The following is a 15,040-nucleotide window of genomic DNA, read 5'->3' as shown; positions in this document are numbered from 1 at the left end:
GTCCCCTAGTCAAATCCCGGTCCTAGAGAATCACGATACGAAACGCTTCGCTACCGACTTCTTCAACAGCCTGCTAGAGCATGATCCGGAAAAGTGGACACCGGTTTTCCGAAAAGATCATGCTCAAAAAAGACATCTAGATTGAGGAGACGTTGCTTCGCCGCGCGGGCTCGATCAGCTCGCGCCGCGGACCCGATAGCCGCTTGTACATGTGCACCATGAAGGCCATGCCGAACAGCGGCGTTGCCAGATTGACGATCGGGATCGAGACGAAGGCCGCGATGAACAGGCCGGCGGTGAACACCGTTGCCGCGTTCTCCTTGCGCATCGCCTTGGCGTCGTCAGGTGAGCGGAACCGCATCGCTGCGAGCTCGAAATATTCGCGGCCGAGCAGCCAGGCGGTCGCGATGAAGAAGATGATGAAGCCCGCGCCCGCGAACAGCACGAACGGCAGCGCGACCAGATAGACCAGCACGGTCAGCAGTGCCGTCTTGACGCCCTCGATCGTCGCCAGCGTGACCGGCAGTGCCACGCCGGGATGGTCGGCCGGATAGTGCTCGCGCTCGACATGGTCGGCGACATCGTCGACGAACAGGCTCGCCACCAATGAGGTGATCGCGGGCATCAGGAAGATGCCGCCGAGCACGACGCCAAGGCCCGCCGAAATCGAGATGATCCAGGACAGCACCTGCAGCGTGGAATGGAAATTGGGGCCGAGCATGCTTTCCGCCCAGACTTCGCCGGTGTCGGCAAACCAGCTCAGCAGCCGCTGCAATCCGATTGCCAGCACGGTGATCAAAACCAGCGCAAGCCCGATCGAGCGCCACAGGATCGTGCGCATCGGCGGCGACAGGATTTGCGAAAGCGCCTTGATGGCGGCATCGAACATGACCGGATTACCTCTGCAAATTATCCGCGAGAGGTAGCCACCCAATACGGCTTCGGCAAGTGCCGCTTGTGTCGCGGTTGGAAACCGCGCCGAAATGCTCTAGGCGTCGAGCGGCTTGCCGCGGACCAGGGGTCCGAAGACACCGATGGTCACGATCACGATGACCATCGCCGCGGTGATCAGGCCGAACACGCCGATGACGCCGGCCTCCTTCAACATGAACGCCACGATGAAGCCGGAGAAGGTCGCGCTGAGCCGGCTCATCGAATAGACGAGGCCCGCCGCGCGCGCCCGGATCGCGGTCGGGAACACCTCGGTCTGGTAGGCGTGATAGGCATAGGACAGCGTCATGTTGGCGCCGGTCACCAGCACGCCGCTCAAGATCAAAAGCGCCGGCGCGGTGAGCTGCGCGAAAGCGAGGCCGAACACCGAGATCGCGGCGGCCGCCCCGCAGATGATCCATTTGCGCTCGAAGCGGTCGGCGAAGGTTGCGGCCAAGAGCGGCGCGAGCGGATAGGCGAACGCGATGATGAAGGAATATTGCAGGCTCTTGGTGACGTTGATGCCCTTCTCGACCAGCAGCGCCGGAACCCAGTTGGAGAAGCCATAGACGCCGAACGCCTGGCACAGGTTGAAGATCATGAACAGCACGACAAGCGAGGCGTAGGGCGGCCGGAACAGGTCGGCATAGCCGGTCTCGACCGGCGCACGTGCCGGCGCCACCGCAGCCGCGGGGGCAGGGCGCGGCGTGGCCGTGCCCGATGCAGCCTCGAGCGTCCGCATGATCGTCTCGGCTTCGGTGGCACGGCCATTGCGGGCCAGCCAGAGCGGGCTTTCCGGCACGTAGAGCCGCAGCACCCAGATGATCATGCTGGCGGCGGCGCCGATCAGCACCACCCAGCGCCAGCCATCGATGCCGTAGGGCGTCGCCGGCACCAGCCACCACGACAGTGCGGCAACGATCGGCACCGCCGACAGCATGACCGCCTGGTTGATCGCAAACGCCCGGCCGCGCATCCAGCTCGGCACCAGCTCGGTGATGTAGGCGTCGATGGTGATGACCTCGATGCCGATCCCGATGCCGGCGATGAAGCGCCACAGCAAGAGGCCGCTCGGTGTGGTCTGGCACGCCATGATCACTGACGCCGCGCTGTAGAACAGCAGCGAATAAGTGAAGACGGCCTTGCGTCCGTATCGATCGGCGAGGAAGCCGAGGCAGAAGGTGCCGATGAACAGGCCGGCGAAGGTCGCCGCGACGAAGGCGCCGATGCCGGAGAAGCCGAAGAAGGTCTGCGTCGTCGTGGTCATCAGCCCGCTGCGGGCGAGGCCCGGCGCGATATAGCCGGTGAAGAACAGATCGTAGATTTCGAAGCAGCCGCCGAGCGAGAGCAGGATCACCAGCCGCCAGACATAGCCCGAGGTGGGCAGCGCCTCGAGCCGCCGTGAAATCTGGTCGGGTCCGCTGGTCGTGTTGGCGAGATCGGCAACCGAGCCGAGTTCGACGGCGCTCATGATGGTCCTCCCCGGATGGTGCAATGGCCGCCTTTCTTGCGAAGGCGTGCGGTTCGCGCATGTTTGGCAGCCGGGAGCCAGAAATCCAGACGAACATATCGAAGGTATCGTTCGATATTTTCGATCGGACTACCTGAGACGCGCTTTCTTGACGCGAACCGGTACCCACTTCGCTTGAAAGCGCTTTAGATCAGAAGCGTCGCCTCCCAGGCGCCGCGGCCGACCTGGTCTGCGATCAGGGCGCGGATCAGGCGGCACATTTCCTCCATGACGTAAGTCATCGGGCGGTTGCGCAGGCGGCAGAGATAGAGCGTGCGGGTCAGTTTCGGTTCGATGACCTCGCGCGCGACCAGCAGCCGTGCCTTCAACGGCTCGCTGACGAAGTGGGTCGTCGCGATCGTGCAGCCGAGGCCCGCGGTCAGCGCCCCGATCATGCCGCTGGTCGAGTTGAGATGCATGATCGCATTGGCCTCGAGCCGCTTCAGCAGCACAGGGTCATCCAGCAACGCGCGCGCCGAGAGTCCGTACCGCAACAGGATCAGCGGCAGCCGCGTCACCTCCTCGAAGGCGATCGGCGCTCTCTTGCCGACAAGCTTCTCGGTGCCGACGCAGAACATCTGCTCTTCCAGCACCGGCTCGGCCACCAGATCCTTTTCCGACGGCGGATTGTAGACCAGCGCGAGGTCGACATCGGAGCTCAGCAGATGCAACAGCGTCGCGCCGGAGAGGCTCTCGGTCAGCGACAGCTTCAGGTTCGGATATTTGGTCAGCACGGTCCGCATCAGCGGCACGCCGATCGCCTTCATCCCGGAATTGGCCATGCCGATCGAGATGTCGCCGGCGATCTCGCTGCCGCCTTCCTTGATCTCGCGCTCGGCCGCCGCCATCGCGCGCAGGATGATGCGGGCATGCTCATAGAGCCGCTCGCCGGCCGCAGTCGGTTCCATGCCGCGCGGCTTGCGCTCGAACAGCGGGGTGGCGAATTCGGCTTCCAGGTTGGCGATGTGGTGGCTCAGCGCGGACTGCGCGACATTGGCCTGATCCGCCGCCCGCGACAGGTTGCGCTGCTCGTAAACCGCGATGAAATAGCGAAGCTGGCGCGAATCCATGGGGCTTCAGCGTTCTAGAACGGCGAATACACTATTCGACAGATTATATTTTTCAGATCGCGTGCGGAAGCCTAACTTGCGCCAACCATTCAAACGAGCGCAACGAGCACGGAGAAACCGATGACCGGGAGCGGACTGCCGCTGGAGGGCGTGAGGGTCGTCGAGATGACCCACATGGTGATGGGGCCGACCTGCGGGATGATCCTGGCGCAACTCGGCGCCGAGGTGATCAAGGTCGAACCTCCGGCCGGTGACAAGACCCGCTCGCTCGGCGGCATGGGTGTCTCGTTCTTCCCGCTGTTCAATCGCGGCAAGCGCAGCATCGTGCTCGATCTCGCCAGGCCCGAGGACCGCGACACCATGCACCTTCTGCTCGCCAGCGCTGACGTGTTCCTGGAGAATTTCCGCGACGGCCAGCTCGACAAGCAGGGTCTCGGGCCCGAGGAGCTGCGCGCGAAATATCCGCATCTGATCATCGCCGGTCACAAGGGCTTTCTCTCCGGCCCCTACGATCATCGCCCGGCGCTCGACGAGGTCGTGCAGATGATGTCGGGGCTCGCCGCGATGACCGGCACAAGCGAGAAGCCGCAGCGCGTCGGCTCCTCCGCCAACGACATCATGGGCGGCATGTTCGGCGTGATTTCGATCCTGGCCGCGCTCTACCAGAAGCGCGGCGGCAAGGCTGATGGTGCCGACATCCGCATCGGCCTGTTCGAGAACTGCCTGTTCCTGGTCGCGCAGCATATGGTCGAGTATGAGATGACCGGGCGCAAGCCGCGCTCGATGCCGGAGCGTGAGCATGCCTGGCCGATCTACGACATCTTCGATACCGCCGGCGGCGACCGCATCTTCATCGGCGTCGTCACCGAAGGTCATTGGCAAAGCTTCTGCCGTGAGTTCGGTTTGCACGAGTTCGCTGACGATCCGACGCTGCGCTCTACCACGGACCGCATCATGGCGCGCGACCGGATCATTCCGCGCGTCGCCGAGGTGATCAAAGGCTGGAACGTGGCCGACCTCTCGGCCAGGCTCGACGCGCTCAACATCTGCTTCTCGCCGATCAACCGGCCGGAGGATCTGCTCAGGGATCCGCATGTGCTGCGGCCCGGCGGGCTGGTCAACACCATCAACGCCGACGGCAAGCCGTTCCGCGCTCCCGCGCTGCCGCTCGAATGGAACGGCCGCAATATCGGCGAGGGCCTGAAGGTGCCGGTGCTTGGCGCCGATACCGACGCGGTCCGCGCCGAGCTCGCACAACACAAGATTTCATCAACCGGAAACGCTGCGTGAGGCTGACATGACCCGCGTCCACGATATCTATCCCAATGACAGAGTGAGCCTGCGCGAAGTCGGTCTGCGCGACGGCCTGCAACTGGTGAAGACATTCCCGTCCACCGCGGCGAAACAGCGCTGGGTGCGCGATGAATATGCCGCCGGCGTCCGGCATTTCGAGGTCGGCTCGTTCCTGCCGGCCAAGACATTCCCGCAATTCATCGATGTCCGCGACGTCGTCGCCACCATCGCCGCGCTGCCCGGCGCCCATGGCGTCGCGCTGGCGCTGAACGAGCGCGGCGTCAACGAAGCGCTGGCCTCCGGCGTCGCCGAGATCGCCTCGGTGGTGTCGGCGACCGAGGAGCACAGCCGGGCCAATGCCAACCGCTCGCGCGAATCCGCGATCGAGAACATCAAACGCCTTTGCGAGCTGCGCGACGCCAGCGCGCACAAGCCGCTGGTCAATGCCGCGATCTCGATGGGGCTGGGCTGCTCGATCGTGGGTGCGGTCGATCCGAACGAGGTGCTGCGCCTCACCGAGAAGCTCTACGAAGTCGGCGTCGACATGGTCGCGATCGCCGATACCGTCGGCTATGCCGGGCCGAAGCAGGTCGGCGAGCTGACGCGCGGCGCGGTGAAGATCGCAGGGTCCAAGCCGGTCTGCGTCCATCTGCACGACACGCGGGGTATGGGCATCGCCAATGCTTCAGCCGCGCTCGACGAGGGCGCCCGCGTGCTGGACGGCTCGCTCGGCGGCCTCGGCGGCTGCCCATTCGCGCCGGGCGCCACCGGCAATGTCGTGTTCGAGGACCTCGTCTTCCTCTGTGAGAGCAAGGGATTTCCGACCGGCATCGATCTCGATCGCCTCATCGAGGTGCGCGCGATCCTGAAATCCGAGATGCCGAACGAGCAGCTCTATGGCGGCCTCGCCCGCGCCGGCCTGCCGCGTGGTGCCAAGGCCAAGGCGGCGTAGTGCGATGTAGTTCGTAGCCCGGATGGAGCGAAGCGTAATCCGGGGAAAGTACCGCCGCGGGCGCAAGGCCCCGGATTTCGCTGTGCTGCATCCGGGCTACGCAACGACGCGTCCTCAATCATGCGTGTGCTTATGCACCCGCTTGCGCGGCTTCTTGTCCGCTGCGGTCGGGATCATCACGACGCGGCCGTAGCGCACGCCGCGCTCGGCGATGATGTGATCGGCGAGATGGCGGACCTCGCCGCTGGCGCCCTTCAGCGCCGTCACCTCCATGCAGCTGTCGTCGTCGAGATGGACATGCAGCGTCGCCAGCGACAAATCGTGATGGCCGTGGAAATTCTGCACCAGACGCTTCGACAGGTCGCGCGCGGCGTGATCATAGACATAGACCAGCGCCGCGACGCATTGCCCTGACGGCACCTCCTCCGCGTCCTGCTGCAAGCCGGCGCGGGCGAGATCGCGGATGATTTCGGAGCGGTTCTGATAGCCGCGGGCCTCGGCGGCGGCGTCGATCTCCGCGAGCAGATCATCCTCGATGGTGATGGTGATGCGTTGCATGGATTATCCGTGTTGGCTCGATTGCCTGGCGGTATGACATTTTTCTTGAAACATCATATCGCGCTTGCTAGCGTCGTTGCGCTGGGATTAGTTGAAGCTGGTGCGGTCGTCGCGTGACTGTAACAGGTATCATGCGGGGGCATGGGCGTTGCGACGTACTGCATGGCGGATATTTCCCGCCGCCGCATCCATTGCAGCATTCGCGCCGGTCGCCGAAGCGCAGACCGTCACCGTCGCACCCGGGCAACTGCCGCCGGTGACGGTGACGTCGCCCGATCAGGCGCCGCCCAGGCGCGCCAAGCCCTCCCAGCACCCGCACCATGCCGCCGCCGGTGGTCGCCGGGCGGCTGCACCGCAACCGAATCAATCCACCTCTGCGGCCGGCGGCGTCACGGCCGGCGCTGCGACCGTGCCGGCGTCCAATCTGCAACCGGCCGCCGCGAGCGCGCGGCAGATCAGCGGCGAGGAATTGAACGCGCGGCCAGTCTCGCGCGTCGGAGAAGTCCTGGAGGTGGTGCCGGGCCTGATCGTCACCCAGCATTCCGGCGAAGGCAAAGCCAACCAGTATTTTCTGCGCGGCTTCAATCTCGACCATGGCACCGATCTCGCCATCACCGTCGACGGCATGCCGGTCAACATGCCGACCCACGGCCACGGCCAGGGCTATGCCGACATCAACTTCCTGATCCCGGAGCTGATCCAGTCGGTCGACGTCCGTAAGGGCCCGTACTATGCGGACAAGGGCGACTTCGCGTCTGCCGGCGCGGTCGACATCAACTATCTCGACCGGCTTTCCAAGAATATCGTGGAGCTGACCGCCGGCAGTTTCGGCTATCAGCGCGCAATGGCCGCGGGCTCGACCAAGGTCGGCGAGGGAACGCTGCTCGCGGCCTTCGAGGCCAACAAATATAATGGGCCGTGGGACGTGCCCGACGACATCCGCAAGCTCAACGGCGTGCTGCGCTACAGCCAAGGCGCCGCGACCGACGGCTTCTCGCTGACCGCGATGGCCTATTCCAACGGCTGGAATTCGACCGACCAGGTGGCGCAGCGCGCGATCGATCAGGGCCTGATCGGCCGCTACGGCTCGCTCGATCCGACCGACGGCGGCACCTCGAGCCGCTTCAGCCTGTCCGGTAGTTGGGCGCAGTCCAGCGACTATGGACAGACCAAGGTCAACGCCTATGTGATCCGCTCGTCGTTGCAGCTCTACAACGACTTTACCTACTTCCTCGACGACCCCGTCAATGGCGACCAGTTCAGCCAGACCGACAGGCGCACCGTCTATGGTGTCGATGCCAGCCACGCCGTCGATGTCCGTGTCGCCGGTGTCGATACCCAGACGCGAGTGGGAGTGCAGACCCGCTATGACGACATCAATGTCGGCTTGTTCAAGACCGCGCAGCGCGAGATCCTGGCCACGGTGCGCAACGATCAGGTGCAGGAGGCAGCGTCGCGCTGTGGGCCGATACCACCGCGCGCTGGACCGACTGGCTGCGCACCACGGTCGGCATCCGCGAGGATTATTTCGTCGGCCACGTGCTGAGCGACACGCCGCAGAATTCCGGCAACGCGCAGGCGGCGATGACGAGCCCGAAGGCGGGCATCGTGCTCGGTCCCTGGTATAGGACCGAGTTCTACGGCAATGCCGGGTTCGGCCTGCACTCCAACGACATCCGCGGTGCGACCATCACGGTCGATCCCAACGACAAGGTCACGCCGCTCGAGCGCGTGCCGCTGTTGGTGCGCTCGAAGGGCGCCGAGCTCGGCATCCGCACCAAGGCGATCGACGGTCTCACCTCGTCGCTTGCCGTGTTCGTGCTCGACTTCGATTCCGAACTGCTGTTCGTCGGCGACGCCGGCACCACCGAGCCGAGTCGGCCGAGCCGGCGCGTCGGCGTCGAGTGGACCAACCAATACAAGCTGCTGCCGTGGATGAGCGTCGATTTCGATCTCGCCTATACCCGCGCCCGCTTCACCGATTTTGATCCGATCGGCAATTTCATTCCCGGCGCACCTAGCTGGGTCGCCAGCGGTGGTGTCACCTTCGGCCGCGACACCGGCTGGTTCGGCAGCCTGCGCGCCCGCTATTTCGGCCCACGCCCGCTGATCGAGGACGACAGCGTGCGTTCGCTGTCGTCGTTCATCGTCAACGCCCGTGCCGGCTACAAATTCGACAACGGGATGCGGCTGCAGCTCGACGTCCTCAATCTCTTCAATGCGCAGACCAACCAGATCGAATACTACTATCTGTCGCGGCTGCCGGGCGAGCCGATCGAGGGCGTCGCCGACCGTCATGTGCATCCGGCCGAACCGCTTGCTGTCCGTCTGACGCTGGCGGCAACGTTCTGATCAGTCGCGCATGCGGTGGCTCGAGCTGAAATCCTCGACATCGGGCTGCACCGGGGCTGCTTCGCGGTAGGGCGGCACGATCAGCATCACGACCCGCCGTGTCCGGCCGGGCCTGCCCAGCAGCGTCGCCTGGGCGTCAAACTCGGAGCGAAAGACGTCGGTCGCACGCAACGTCGTGCGCGCCATCCAGCTCAGGCAGTCCGGCTGGTCGGCGAAGCACAATGCCGCCCAGCCGCGATCGAGCGTGGTCTTGCGCGGCAGCCCCCAGGTGTACTGATAGGCAAATGGCCGGGCATAGAACGGATGATCGGGACTGTAGAAGGCGGCAGCGAAGGCGAGCGCATCGTCGCCGCTGACAGCCGCGAGCGGCGTCCCGGCTGCGTCGTGCCATCGTGCGGTGAGCTCGGTCGCGACCGCATGATAGAAACCGCGGCCTTCTTCATAGCCGTTGGCGTGGCGATAGAGTGCGTGGATCGGAGCGCCGGCGGCAACCGCGAGAATGGCGATGCCCGCCACCATGACGGTCAGGTTGACCGCATAGAACCGCTCGATCGGGTAGCTCGTTCCGCACACGATCAGCACGATGAACAGGAAGAGGCCCTGCACCGCCCAGAGCGAGGGCAGGTCGGTGCCGATCGCGAGCGACACGATCACCGGAAACAGGATGGTGCCGATTGCGACCAGCCGCAGCAGGCGGAGCCCCGGGTTCATTGCGCGGAAATCCCCCGGCAGCCGCGCCAGTCGCCGGCCGGCAATGAACACCCAGGTCACCGCCGCGATCGAGAGGGCAGCGATCAGGCCCATGATGAAGTAGGAGACTTCCCACAGCGCCGCGACATGATCGGCACCGGCGTGCGCGAGCGCGTAGTCGAACGTCGTTGCGCCTGTCGTGGCGAGCCAATGCAGATGCGGGCCGAGCACGAGCATGCCGGTCAGCGCCGAGATCCAGGGCGAGGCCGACTGCAGATAGCGGCGGCGATCGGGATGCAGCACGGCCGCGAAGACGAAGCTTGCGACCAGGAAGATCGAATAATATTTGCCGAGCATCGCGAGTGCGCAGGCCGCGCCTGCCGCGATCGCCCAGCCGAGTTGCCGTGGCGCCTCGAACGCCCGCAGGAAGCAATAGGTCGCCAGCGGCCAGGATGCCAGCAGCACCGCGTTCGCGTTGAACCGCTGGGCGTGGAATTGATAGGCCGGCAGCAGCATCGCCAGCAGCAGGACGATCGCGCGCTTCTCGCCGCGGACAAAGCGGCGCGAGATCAGGTCGACTGCCCACAGCGCCACGGCTGCGTTGACCATCGCCATCAGCTGCAGCGACCAATCGCTCAGCGGAAAGACCGCGGTCCATCCCCGGGTGATCCAGCCCATCAGCGGCGGATGCTTGGGGTATCCCCATGCGAGGTGACGGCCGAGCGTCCAGGTCTCGAGCACGTCGGGATGCAGGCCGGCGCCGAGATAGGCGATGATGAGATACGCCGTCCAGATCGCGACAAAGAAAGCGAGCAGCAGCGGGATCGACCATCCGGTCTCGATCCCTTCCAGCCAGGCGATGAACGGACGACGCCACCGCGCCGGGTCTTTCTCCGACGCTGCAGCCATCGCCGAGAAATCGATGATCGAAAACACCGTAAAACTACCGAATGAAAACAAGCCCGAAGCGCGTGCACCCTAGTGATGCAGCAATGCGAACTCAACGACGAAGCCGGACGATAAGACGAAGGTCGTGGTCGACGCGGCAAACGCGCGATTTCTTCGAGCCTGACATCGCCGCCTGTCACGCCCGCGCAGGCTCAGCCTCGATCACTTCCGCAGCCGGAAGCGTCGCCTCTTCGTCAATCGCTTCAGGAACAAGCGGCGGCGACTTACGCTCTGGAAACACACTGAATTCGCCGGCTACCTCCTGGAGCGGCTTCTGCTTGTCGGCCCAGTGCAGGGCCGTGTAGTCGAAACCGTGCACGATGGTGGGTTTGACGACTTCGAAATAGGGCGAGATGTCGAAGTCGCGCGGCATGTAGAGCGAGGAATCGCGGATGTGCAGGATCTCGCGGCGCGCCTTGCGGCTGGCGGCGCGGGTGATCTTGGGCAGGATCGGATAGCGCACGGCGTCGAACGCCTGCGCGATCAGCGCCGAGCAGATGATCTTGGTCGGATCGCCGGAGCCGAATGCGATCATGCGGCGGCGCCAGCGCTGCGGGATCGGCAACGGAAACAGATAGCGTGCGAGGTCGACGATGTTCTTGGTGTCGTAGCCGAAGCCGATGCGGTTGATGGCGTAGCGGCACACCGTGGTGCGGTCCTCGAACGACAGTCCGACCGGACGGCAGAGGCGGGTGTGATAGGACAGATATTTCGACAGCGGCGCGGAGGTCACGCCTTCGCCGATGTTGGCCTCGATCAGCACATGCTGCTCGCCGTCGGGCTCGAACGCGCCGTCGATCGGTCCGACAAACAGCGCGGCATGCGACCAGGTCGATTGCGTGAGATACTTGATGATGCCGGAAATGCGGTTGTTGCCTTCGACCAGCAGCACATCGCCGGGCTGCATGATGCCCCGCAGATGGTCCGGGTCGCTCGGCGTGAACGGCTCGTAACCGGGGACTTCCTTCGACAGGTACCCCGCGATCCATTTACCGACGGTATCGAGCATTACGCCCATGGATTCCCCCCAGCGGTTCTACGACCGCTTGTGTTCACTTAATCATGGTCGCAAGCCGTTGCAATTTAGTTCATGCCATCAGCGGATCAATCATGATTGATTTACCATGAGTGTTGCTGCGGTCGGTGAGATGCGGCACAGTTCGCGAAGCGTTCCCATTCTCTGCAAGTCCCCGGAAACCATGCCAGAAGCTATGTCATGACAGTGACCCGCCGCGATTTCCTGTCGGCGTCGGCTGCTCTCGCGCTGGCGCCAGTATTTGGCGGCCGGGCGCTTGCCGCGCCGCCGCCGCCGCGCGAGGCCGACATCGTCGTGATCGGCGCGGGAGCCGCAGGCATTGCCGCGGCGCGACGGATCGCCGCCGCGAACCGCAAGGTGATCGTGGTGGAGGCGTCCGGCCAGGTCGGCGGCCGCTGCCAGACCGACGCATCGAGCTTCGATGTGCCGTTCGACCGCGGCGCGCGCTGGATGCACAATCCCGAAACCAATCCGATGATCCGCCTGGCGCGCTCCGCGGGACTCGACATCGTGACGGCGCCCGCGGGCCAGAAGATCCGCATCGGCCGGCGCTACGCCCGTCCCGGCGAGACCGAGGAGTTTCTGGCCGCCCTGGTGCGCGCCAATCGCGCCATCGACGACGCCTCGCGCAAGGCCGATATCGCCTGCGCCGCAGCGATGCCGAAGGATCTCGGCGATTGGGCCGGCACCGCGGAATTCCTGCTCGGCGCCAATTTCAGCGGCAAGGATCTGAAGGATCTCTCCGCCGTCGACAAGGTGCGCGCGCAGGATCGCAACAGCGCGATCGCCTGCCGGCAGGGGCTCGGCGCGCTGATCGCAAAACTCGGCGAGGGGCTTCCGCTCGTGCTGTCGACGCCGGCGCAGCGCATCCTGTGGAGCAATCGCGACGTGATGGTCGAGACGCCCTCGGGCAAGATCACCGCGCGCGCCGCCATCGTCACGGTGTCGAGCAACGTGCTCGCGAGCGGCAATATCAAGTTCGCGCCCGAGCTTCCGAAACGCGCGCTCGACGCCGCCGCCAAGCTGAACCTCGGCAGCTATGATCGCATCGCGCTGCAGATCCCCGGCAATCCGCTCGGGCTGTCGCGCGACGACGTCATCATCGAGCAGAGCAGTTCGACCAAGACCGCGCTGCTCTACGGCAACATCGCCGGCTCCTCGCTGTGCACGATCGACGTCGCCGGCTCGTTCGGCCGCGACCTGTCGGCGCAGGGCGAGAAGGCGATGGCTGCGTTTGCGGTGGAATGGCTGACGAAGCTCTATGGCAGCGAGGTCGGCGACGCCGTGAAGAAGACCAGCGCGACGCGCTGGAACGCGCAGCCCTTCATTCAAGGGGCGATGTCAGTGGCAGCACCCGGCGCGCAGTTCTCGCGCCGGATCCTGTCCGAGCCGATCGGCGCGATGTATCTCGCGGGCGAGGCCACCCATGAGACGCTGTGGGGCACGGTCGACGGCGCCTGGGAGAGCGGCGAGCGCGCTGCCGACGCCGCGCTGCGCAGGATCGGCGGCGTGAAGGAGACCACGCCGGAGACGCCCGCACCTGCCGCAAAACACAAGCGCCGCACGCGGCGATCGGCCGAGCCGATGAATTGATCGCGCGGTGAGATTGGGCGTCGCAAGCCACGCTGGAATTGGTTCTCGATTCAAAATGTCAAACACGCGGTGTCATCACCCGCGCATGCGGGTGATCCAGTATTCCAGAGACAGTAGTGCTTGAGCCGAGAGGCCGCGGCGTACTGGATCGCCCGGTCGAGCCGGGCGATGACAAGTGTGGGTGGTGACGCAACTTCGCATTCCCGCGACATGATTTGTCTGAGTCTTGCCGCGAGTTCCGCGCCGGAGAATGACGTGTCCCCTCACACCGGCAGCTTCAGCTCCATCAGATCCTTCGCCACCACGATCCGGCCCTTGAAATTCGTCTTCACGTCCCGCGTCCAGTCGTCGTCGGTGACGAGTGGATCGTCGCCGGGCACGAAATGGCTCAGCACCAGCGTCTTGACGCCGGCGGCGGCTGCGATGCGGCCGACGTCTTCGGTCGAGGTATGGCTGTCGAGCAGGTGCTTCTTCAGTGTGGCGCCGTTCTTGGTCTTCGCCACCAGGCGATCGACCGCGGGAATGTAGAGGCATTCGTGCACCAGCACGTCGGCGCCTTTGGCGAATTCGGCAAGCTTCGGATTGTAGGCGGTGTCGCTGGAGAACACGATCACGCCGTCCGGCGTCTCGAACTTGTAGGCGAAGTTGTCGACGATGGGCGGATGCGGCGTGCGGAACGCGGTGACGGTGACGTCTGATGTCTTCAACACCACGCCGTCGTCGGTGATGTCCTTCGCGATCAAGAGCTTTCGCGGATCGGGCCGGCCTTCATCCTCGATCCGGGTTTCGACGTCGAACTTGTTCAGCTCCCAATACTCCTTCGTCATCGCCTCGATGCCCTTGGGGCCGAACGAATGGATCGGCGTCGAGAGGCCCGCCGCCCAGGCGTTGTAGAACAGATTGCCGTATTCCAGATTGTGATCGGAATGGTGGTGGCTGATGAAGATGTACTTCACCGACGGGATCGGCACGCCGGCGCTGACCAGCTGGCGGCTGACGCCCATGCCGCAATCAATGACAAAGGGCGTGTCGTTGACGACGAGGAGATTGGCGGGGTTGGAGGCGCCGATCCCGACGCGCGGGCCGCCCTTGGTGCCGAGGAACACGATCCGGGTGCGTGGTTTTGCATTTTGCGCGCGCATGCTGGGAGCCGCGAGCATGGCGGCGCCGCCGAGCGCCAGTTTCAATGTGGTGCGGCGATCGATCAAGATGTTCCTCCCGCAGTCTTCTTCCGAGCTCTGCCGACCCTACCCGCCGCGCAAAATGCCATCAAGCGCCGGCAGGCCGGCGATGACGGCCGCCGCGATCAGCGCGTAGCAGATCGCGCGAAACACCTGCTCGCTCGCCTTGCCGAACAGCGAGGCGCCGTACCAGACGCCGATGCCGTAGATCGGACCTACGACCAGCGAGAACTTGACCGATTCGATCGTGATCAGTCCGGTGAACCAGTAGCTGATCAGCGAGAAGAAATCCGAGGCGCCGAAGAACAGCACGATGTTGGCGCGTGAGATCACCGACGAGATGGGGCGCCCCAGCCAGTAAGCGACGATCGGCGGGCCGCCGGTTTGCGCGAGACCGCTGCAGAAGCCGGAGAGGCCGCCGACGCCGATCGAGAGCGCGGCGTGATCCTTGCCATGGTAGCGCCAGCCCGACAGCAGCAGCACGAGCAACGCCGCGACGAAGCCGGAGATGATCCAGCGCGTGGTCACCGGCTCGAGCACGGTCAGGAAATAGGTGCCGATGGGAACGCCGATCAGCGCGCCGGCGACCATCACGGCGGTCGCCTTGCGATCGGCGTGTGTCCAGGCGTTCGGCAGCAACGGCGTGGCCGCGACGAAGTCGATGATCAGCAGCAGCGCCGCCACCAGCCGCGGCGCCGCGACGCTGCTCGCCAGCGGCATGAAGATCAGCGCCGAGCCGAAGCCGGAAAAGCCGCGCGCCGTGCCCGACACGAACGCGATCGCGCAGATCGCCAGCGCGATGCTGGTCGAGATGTCGGACGGGATGAGGGTGAAGGAGGTCATGCGGGATGCAGAGGGGTTCAACTGGGTATCCGACGAATGCCGGCGTGTCGCAAGACAAGGCGGCCGCAATTCTATCAGACCCGT

Annotated in this window: 11 protein-coding genes and 1 pseudogene; 4 read left to right on the top strand and 8 right to left on the bottom strand. The window is 64.8% G+C overall.

Annotation, left to right across the window (positions count from 1 at the left end):
* Positions 1–136: 136 nt before the first annotated feature.
* The 3 genes from QMZ05_RS10685 to QMZ05_RS10675 all read right to left on the bottom strand — a co-directional run bounded on the left by QMZ05_RS10685 (position 137) and on the right by QMZ05_RS10675 (position 3,510).
* Positions 137–889: a sulfate transporter family protein gene (locus QMZ05_RS10685; RefSeq protein WP_353700714.1), complete on the bottom strand. Its 753-nt coding sequence runs from the start codon at positions 887–889 to the stop codon at positions 137–139.
* Positions 890–988: 99 nt separating this feature from the next.
* Positions 989–2,401 carry an MFS transporter gene (locus tag QMZ05_RS10680; RefSeq protein WP_353700713.1) on the bottom strand — a complete coding sequence of 471 codons (1,413 nt, stop codon included), beginning with the start codon at positions 2,399–2,401 and terminating at the stop codon, positions 989–991.
* A gap of 185 nt (positions 2,402–2,586) precedes the next feature.
* Complete coding sequence (locus QMZ05_RS10675; protein ID WP_353700712.1) at positions 2,587–3,510, bottom strand: LysR family transcriptional regulator; 924 nt, start codon at positions 3,508–3,510, stop codon at positions 2,587–2,589.
* A 120-nt stretch (positions 3,511–3,630) separates the two neighbouring features.
* On the opposite strand from QMZ05_RS10675, the gene QMZ05_RS10670 reads away from it, so the two are divergent.
* Together QMZ05_RS10670 and QMZ05_RS10665 are read left to right on the top strand one after the other, a co-directional pair.
* Positions 3,631–4,800, top strand: coding sequence for a CoA transferase (locus QMZ05_RS10670; RefSeq protein WP_353700711.1), 1,170 nt, complete (start codon positions 3,631–3,633; stop codon positions 4,798–4,800).
* Between the two features lie 7 nt (positions 4,801–4,807).
* On the top strand, positions 4,808–5,755 hold the full coding sequence (locus tag QMZ05_RS10665) for a hydroxymethylglutaryl-CoA lyase (protein ID WP_353700710.1): 948 nt from the start codon (positions 4,808–4,810) through the stop codon (positions 5,753–5,755).
* Positions 5,756–5,869: 114 nt separating this feature from the next.
* Here QMZ05_RS10665 and nikR read toward each other — a convergent pair whose 3' ends face one another.
* Positions 5,870–6,313: a nickel-responsive transcriptional regulator NikR gene (gene nikR, locus QMZ05_RS10660; RefSeq protein ID WP_353700709.1), complete on the bottom strand. Its 444-nt coding sequence runs from the start codon at positions 6,311–6,313 to the stop codon at positions 5,870–5,872.
* 262 nt (positions 6,314–6,575) lie between these two features.
* On the opposite strand from nikR, the pseudogene QMZ05_RS10655 reads away from it, so the two are divergent.
* A pseudogene (locus QMZ05_RS10655) lies at positions 6,576–8,665 on the top strand (TonB-dependent receptor).
* Here QMZ05_RS10655 and QMZ05_RS10650 read toward each other — a convergent pair.
* Together QMZ05_RS10650 and QMZ05_RS10645 are read right to left on the bottom strand one after the other, a co-directional pair.
* The gene (locus tag QMZ05_RS10650) at positions 8,666–10,264 is read right to left on the bottom strand and encodes a glycosyltransferase family 39 protein (RefSeq protein ID WP_353700723.1); all 1,599 of its coding nucleotides are present in this window, start codon (positions 10,262–10,264) and stop codon (positions 8,666–8,668) included.
* Positions 10,265–10,439: 175 nt separating this feature from the next.
* Positions 10,440–11,321, bottom strand: coding sequence for a YiiX/YebB-like N1pC/P60 family cysteine hydrolase (locus QMZ05_RS10645; protein ID WP_353700708.1), 882 nt, complete (start codon positions 11,319–11,321; stop codon positions 10,440–10,442).
* 198 nt (positions 11,322–11,519) lie between these two features.
* On the opposite strand from QMZ05_RS10645, the gene QMZ05_RS10640 reads away from it, so the two are divergent.
* The gene (locus QMZ05_RS10640; RefSeq protein ID WP_353700707.1) at positions 11,520–12,932 is read left to right on the top strand and encodes an NAD(P)/FAD-dependent oxidoreductase; all 1,413 of its coding nucleotides are present in this window, start codon (positions 11,520–11,522) and stop codon (positions 12,930–12,932) included.
* 263 nt (positions 12,933–13,195) lie between these two features.
* On the opposite strand, the gene QMZ05_RS10635 is transcribed toward QMZ05_RS10640, so the two are convergent.
* Both QMZ05_RS10635 and QMZ05_RS10630 read right to left on the bottom strand, forming a co-directional pair.
* Positions 13,196–14,140 carry an MBL fold metallo-hydrolase gene (locus tag QMZ05_RS10635; RefSeq protein ID WP_353700706.1) on the bottom strand — a complete coding sequence of 315 codons (945 nt, stop codon included), beginning with the start codon at positions 14,138–14,140 and terminating at the stop codon, positions 13,196–13,198.
* 39 nt (positions 14,141–14,179) lie between these two features.
* Positions 14,180–14,956, bottom strand: coding sequence for a sulfite exporter TauE/SafE family protein (locus QMZ05_RS10630; RefSeq protein WP_353700705.1), 777 nt, complete (start codon positions 14,954–14,956; stop codon positions 14,180–14,182).
* Positions 14,957–15,040: the final 84 nt, after the last annotated feature.

The organism is Bradyrhizobium sp. INPA03-11B (assembly GCF_040446015.1).
Taxonomy (GTDB): domain Bacteria; phylum Pseudomonadota; class Alphaproteobacteria; order Rhizobiales; family Xanthobacteraceae; genus Bradyrhizobium; species Bradyrhizobium macuxiense_A.
The sequence above is the reverse complement of the archived record's forward strand: the minus strand, read 5'-3'. Positions and strand labels throughout refer to the sequence as shown.

Coding starts and splice junctions, on each gene's coding strand:
- QMZ05_RS10685 (WP_353700714.1), bottom strand. CDS start 889: ATGTTCGATGCCGCCATCAAGGCGCTTTCGCAAATCCTGTCGCCGCCG.
- QMZ05_RS10680 (WP_353700713.1), bottom strand. CDS start 2,401: ATGAGCGCCGTCGAACTCGGCTCGGTTGCCGATCTCGCCAACACGACC.
- QMZ05_RS10675 (WP_353700712.1), bottom strand. CDS start 3,510: ATGGATTCGCGCCAGCTTCGCTATTTCATCGCGGTTTACGAGCAGCGC.
- QMZ05_RS10670 (WP_353700711.1), top strand. CDS start 3,631: ATGACCGGGAGCGGACTGCCGCTGGAGGGCGTGAGGGTCGTCGAGATG.
- QMZ05_RS10665 (WP_353700710.1), top strand. CDS start 4,808: ATGACCCGCGTCCACGATATCTATCCCAATGACAGAGTGAGCCTGCGC.
- nikR (WP_353700709.1), bottom strand. CDS start 6,313: ATGCAACGCATCACCATCACCATCGAGGATGATCTGCTCGCGGAGATC.
- QMZ05_RS10650 (WP_353700723.1), bottom strand. CDS start 10,264: ATGGCTGCAGCGTCGGAGAAAGACCCGGCGCGGTGGCGTCGTCCGTTC.
- QMZ05_RS10645 (WP_353700708.1), bottom strand. CDS start 11,321: ATGGGCGTAATGCTCGATACCGTCGGTAAATGGATCGCGGGGTACCTG.
- QMZ05_RS10640 (WP_353700707.1), top strand. CDS start 11,520: ATGACAGTGACCCGCCGCGATTTCCTGTCGGCGTCGGCTGCTCTCGCG.
- QMZ05_RS10630 (WP_353700705.1), bottom strand. CDS start 14,956: ATGACCTCCTTCACCCTCATCCCGTCCGACATCTCGACCAGCATCGCG.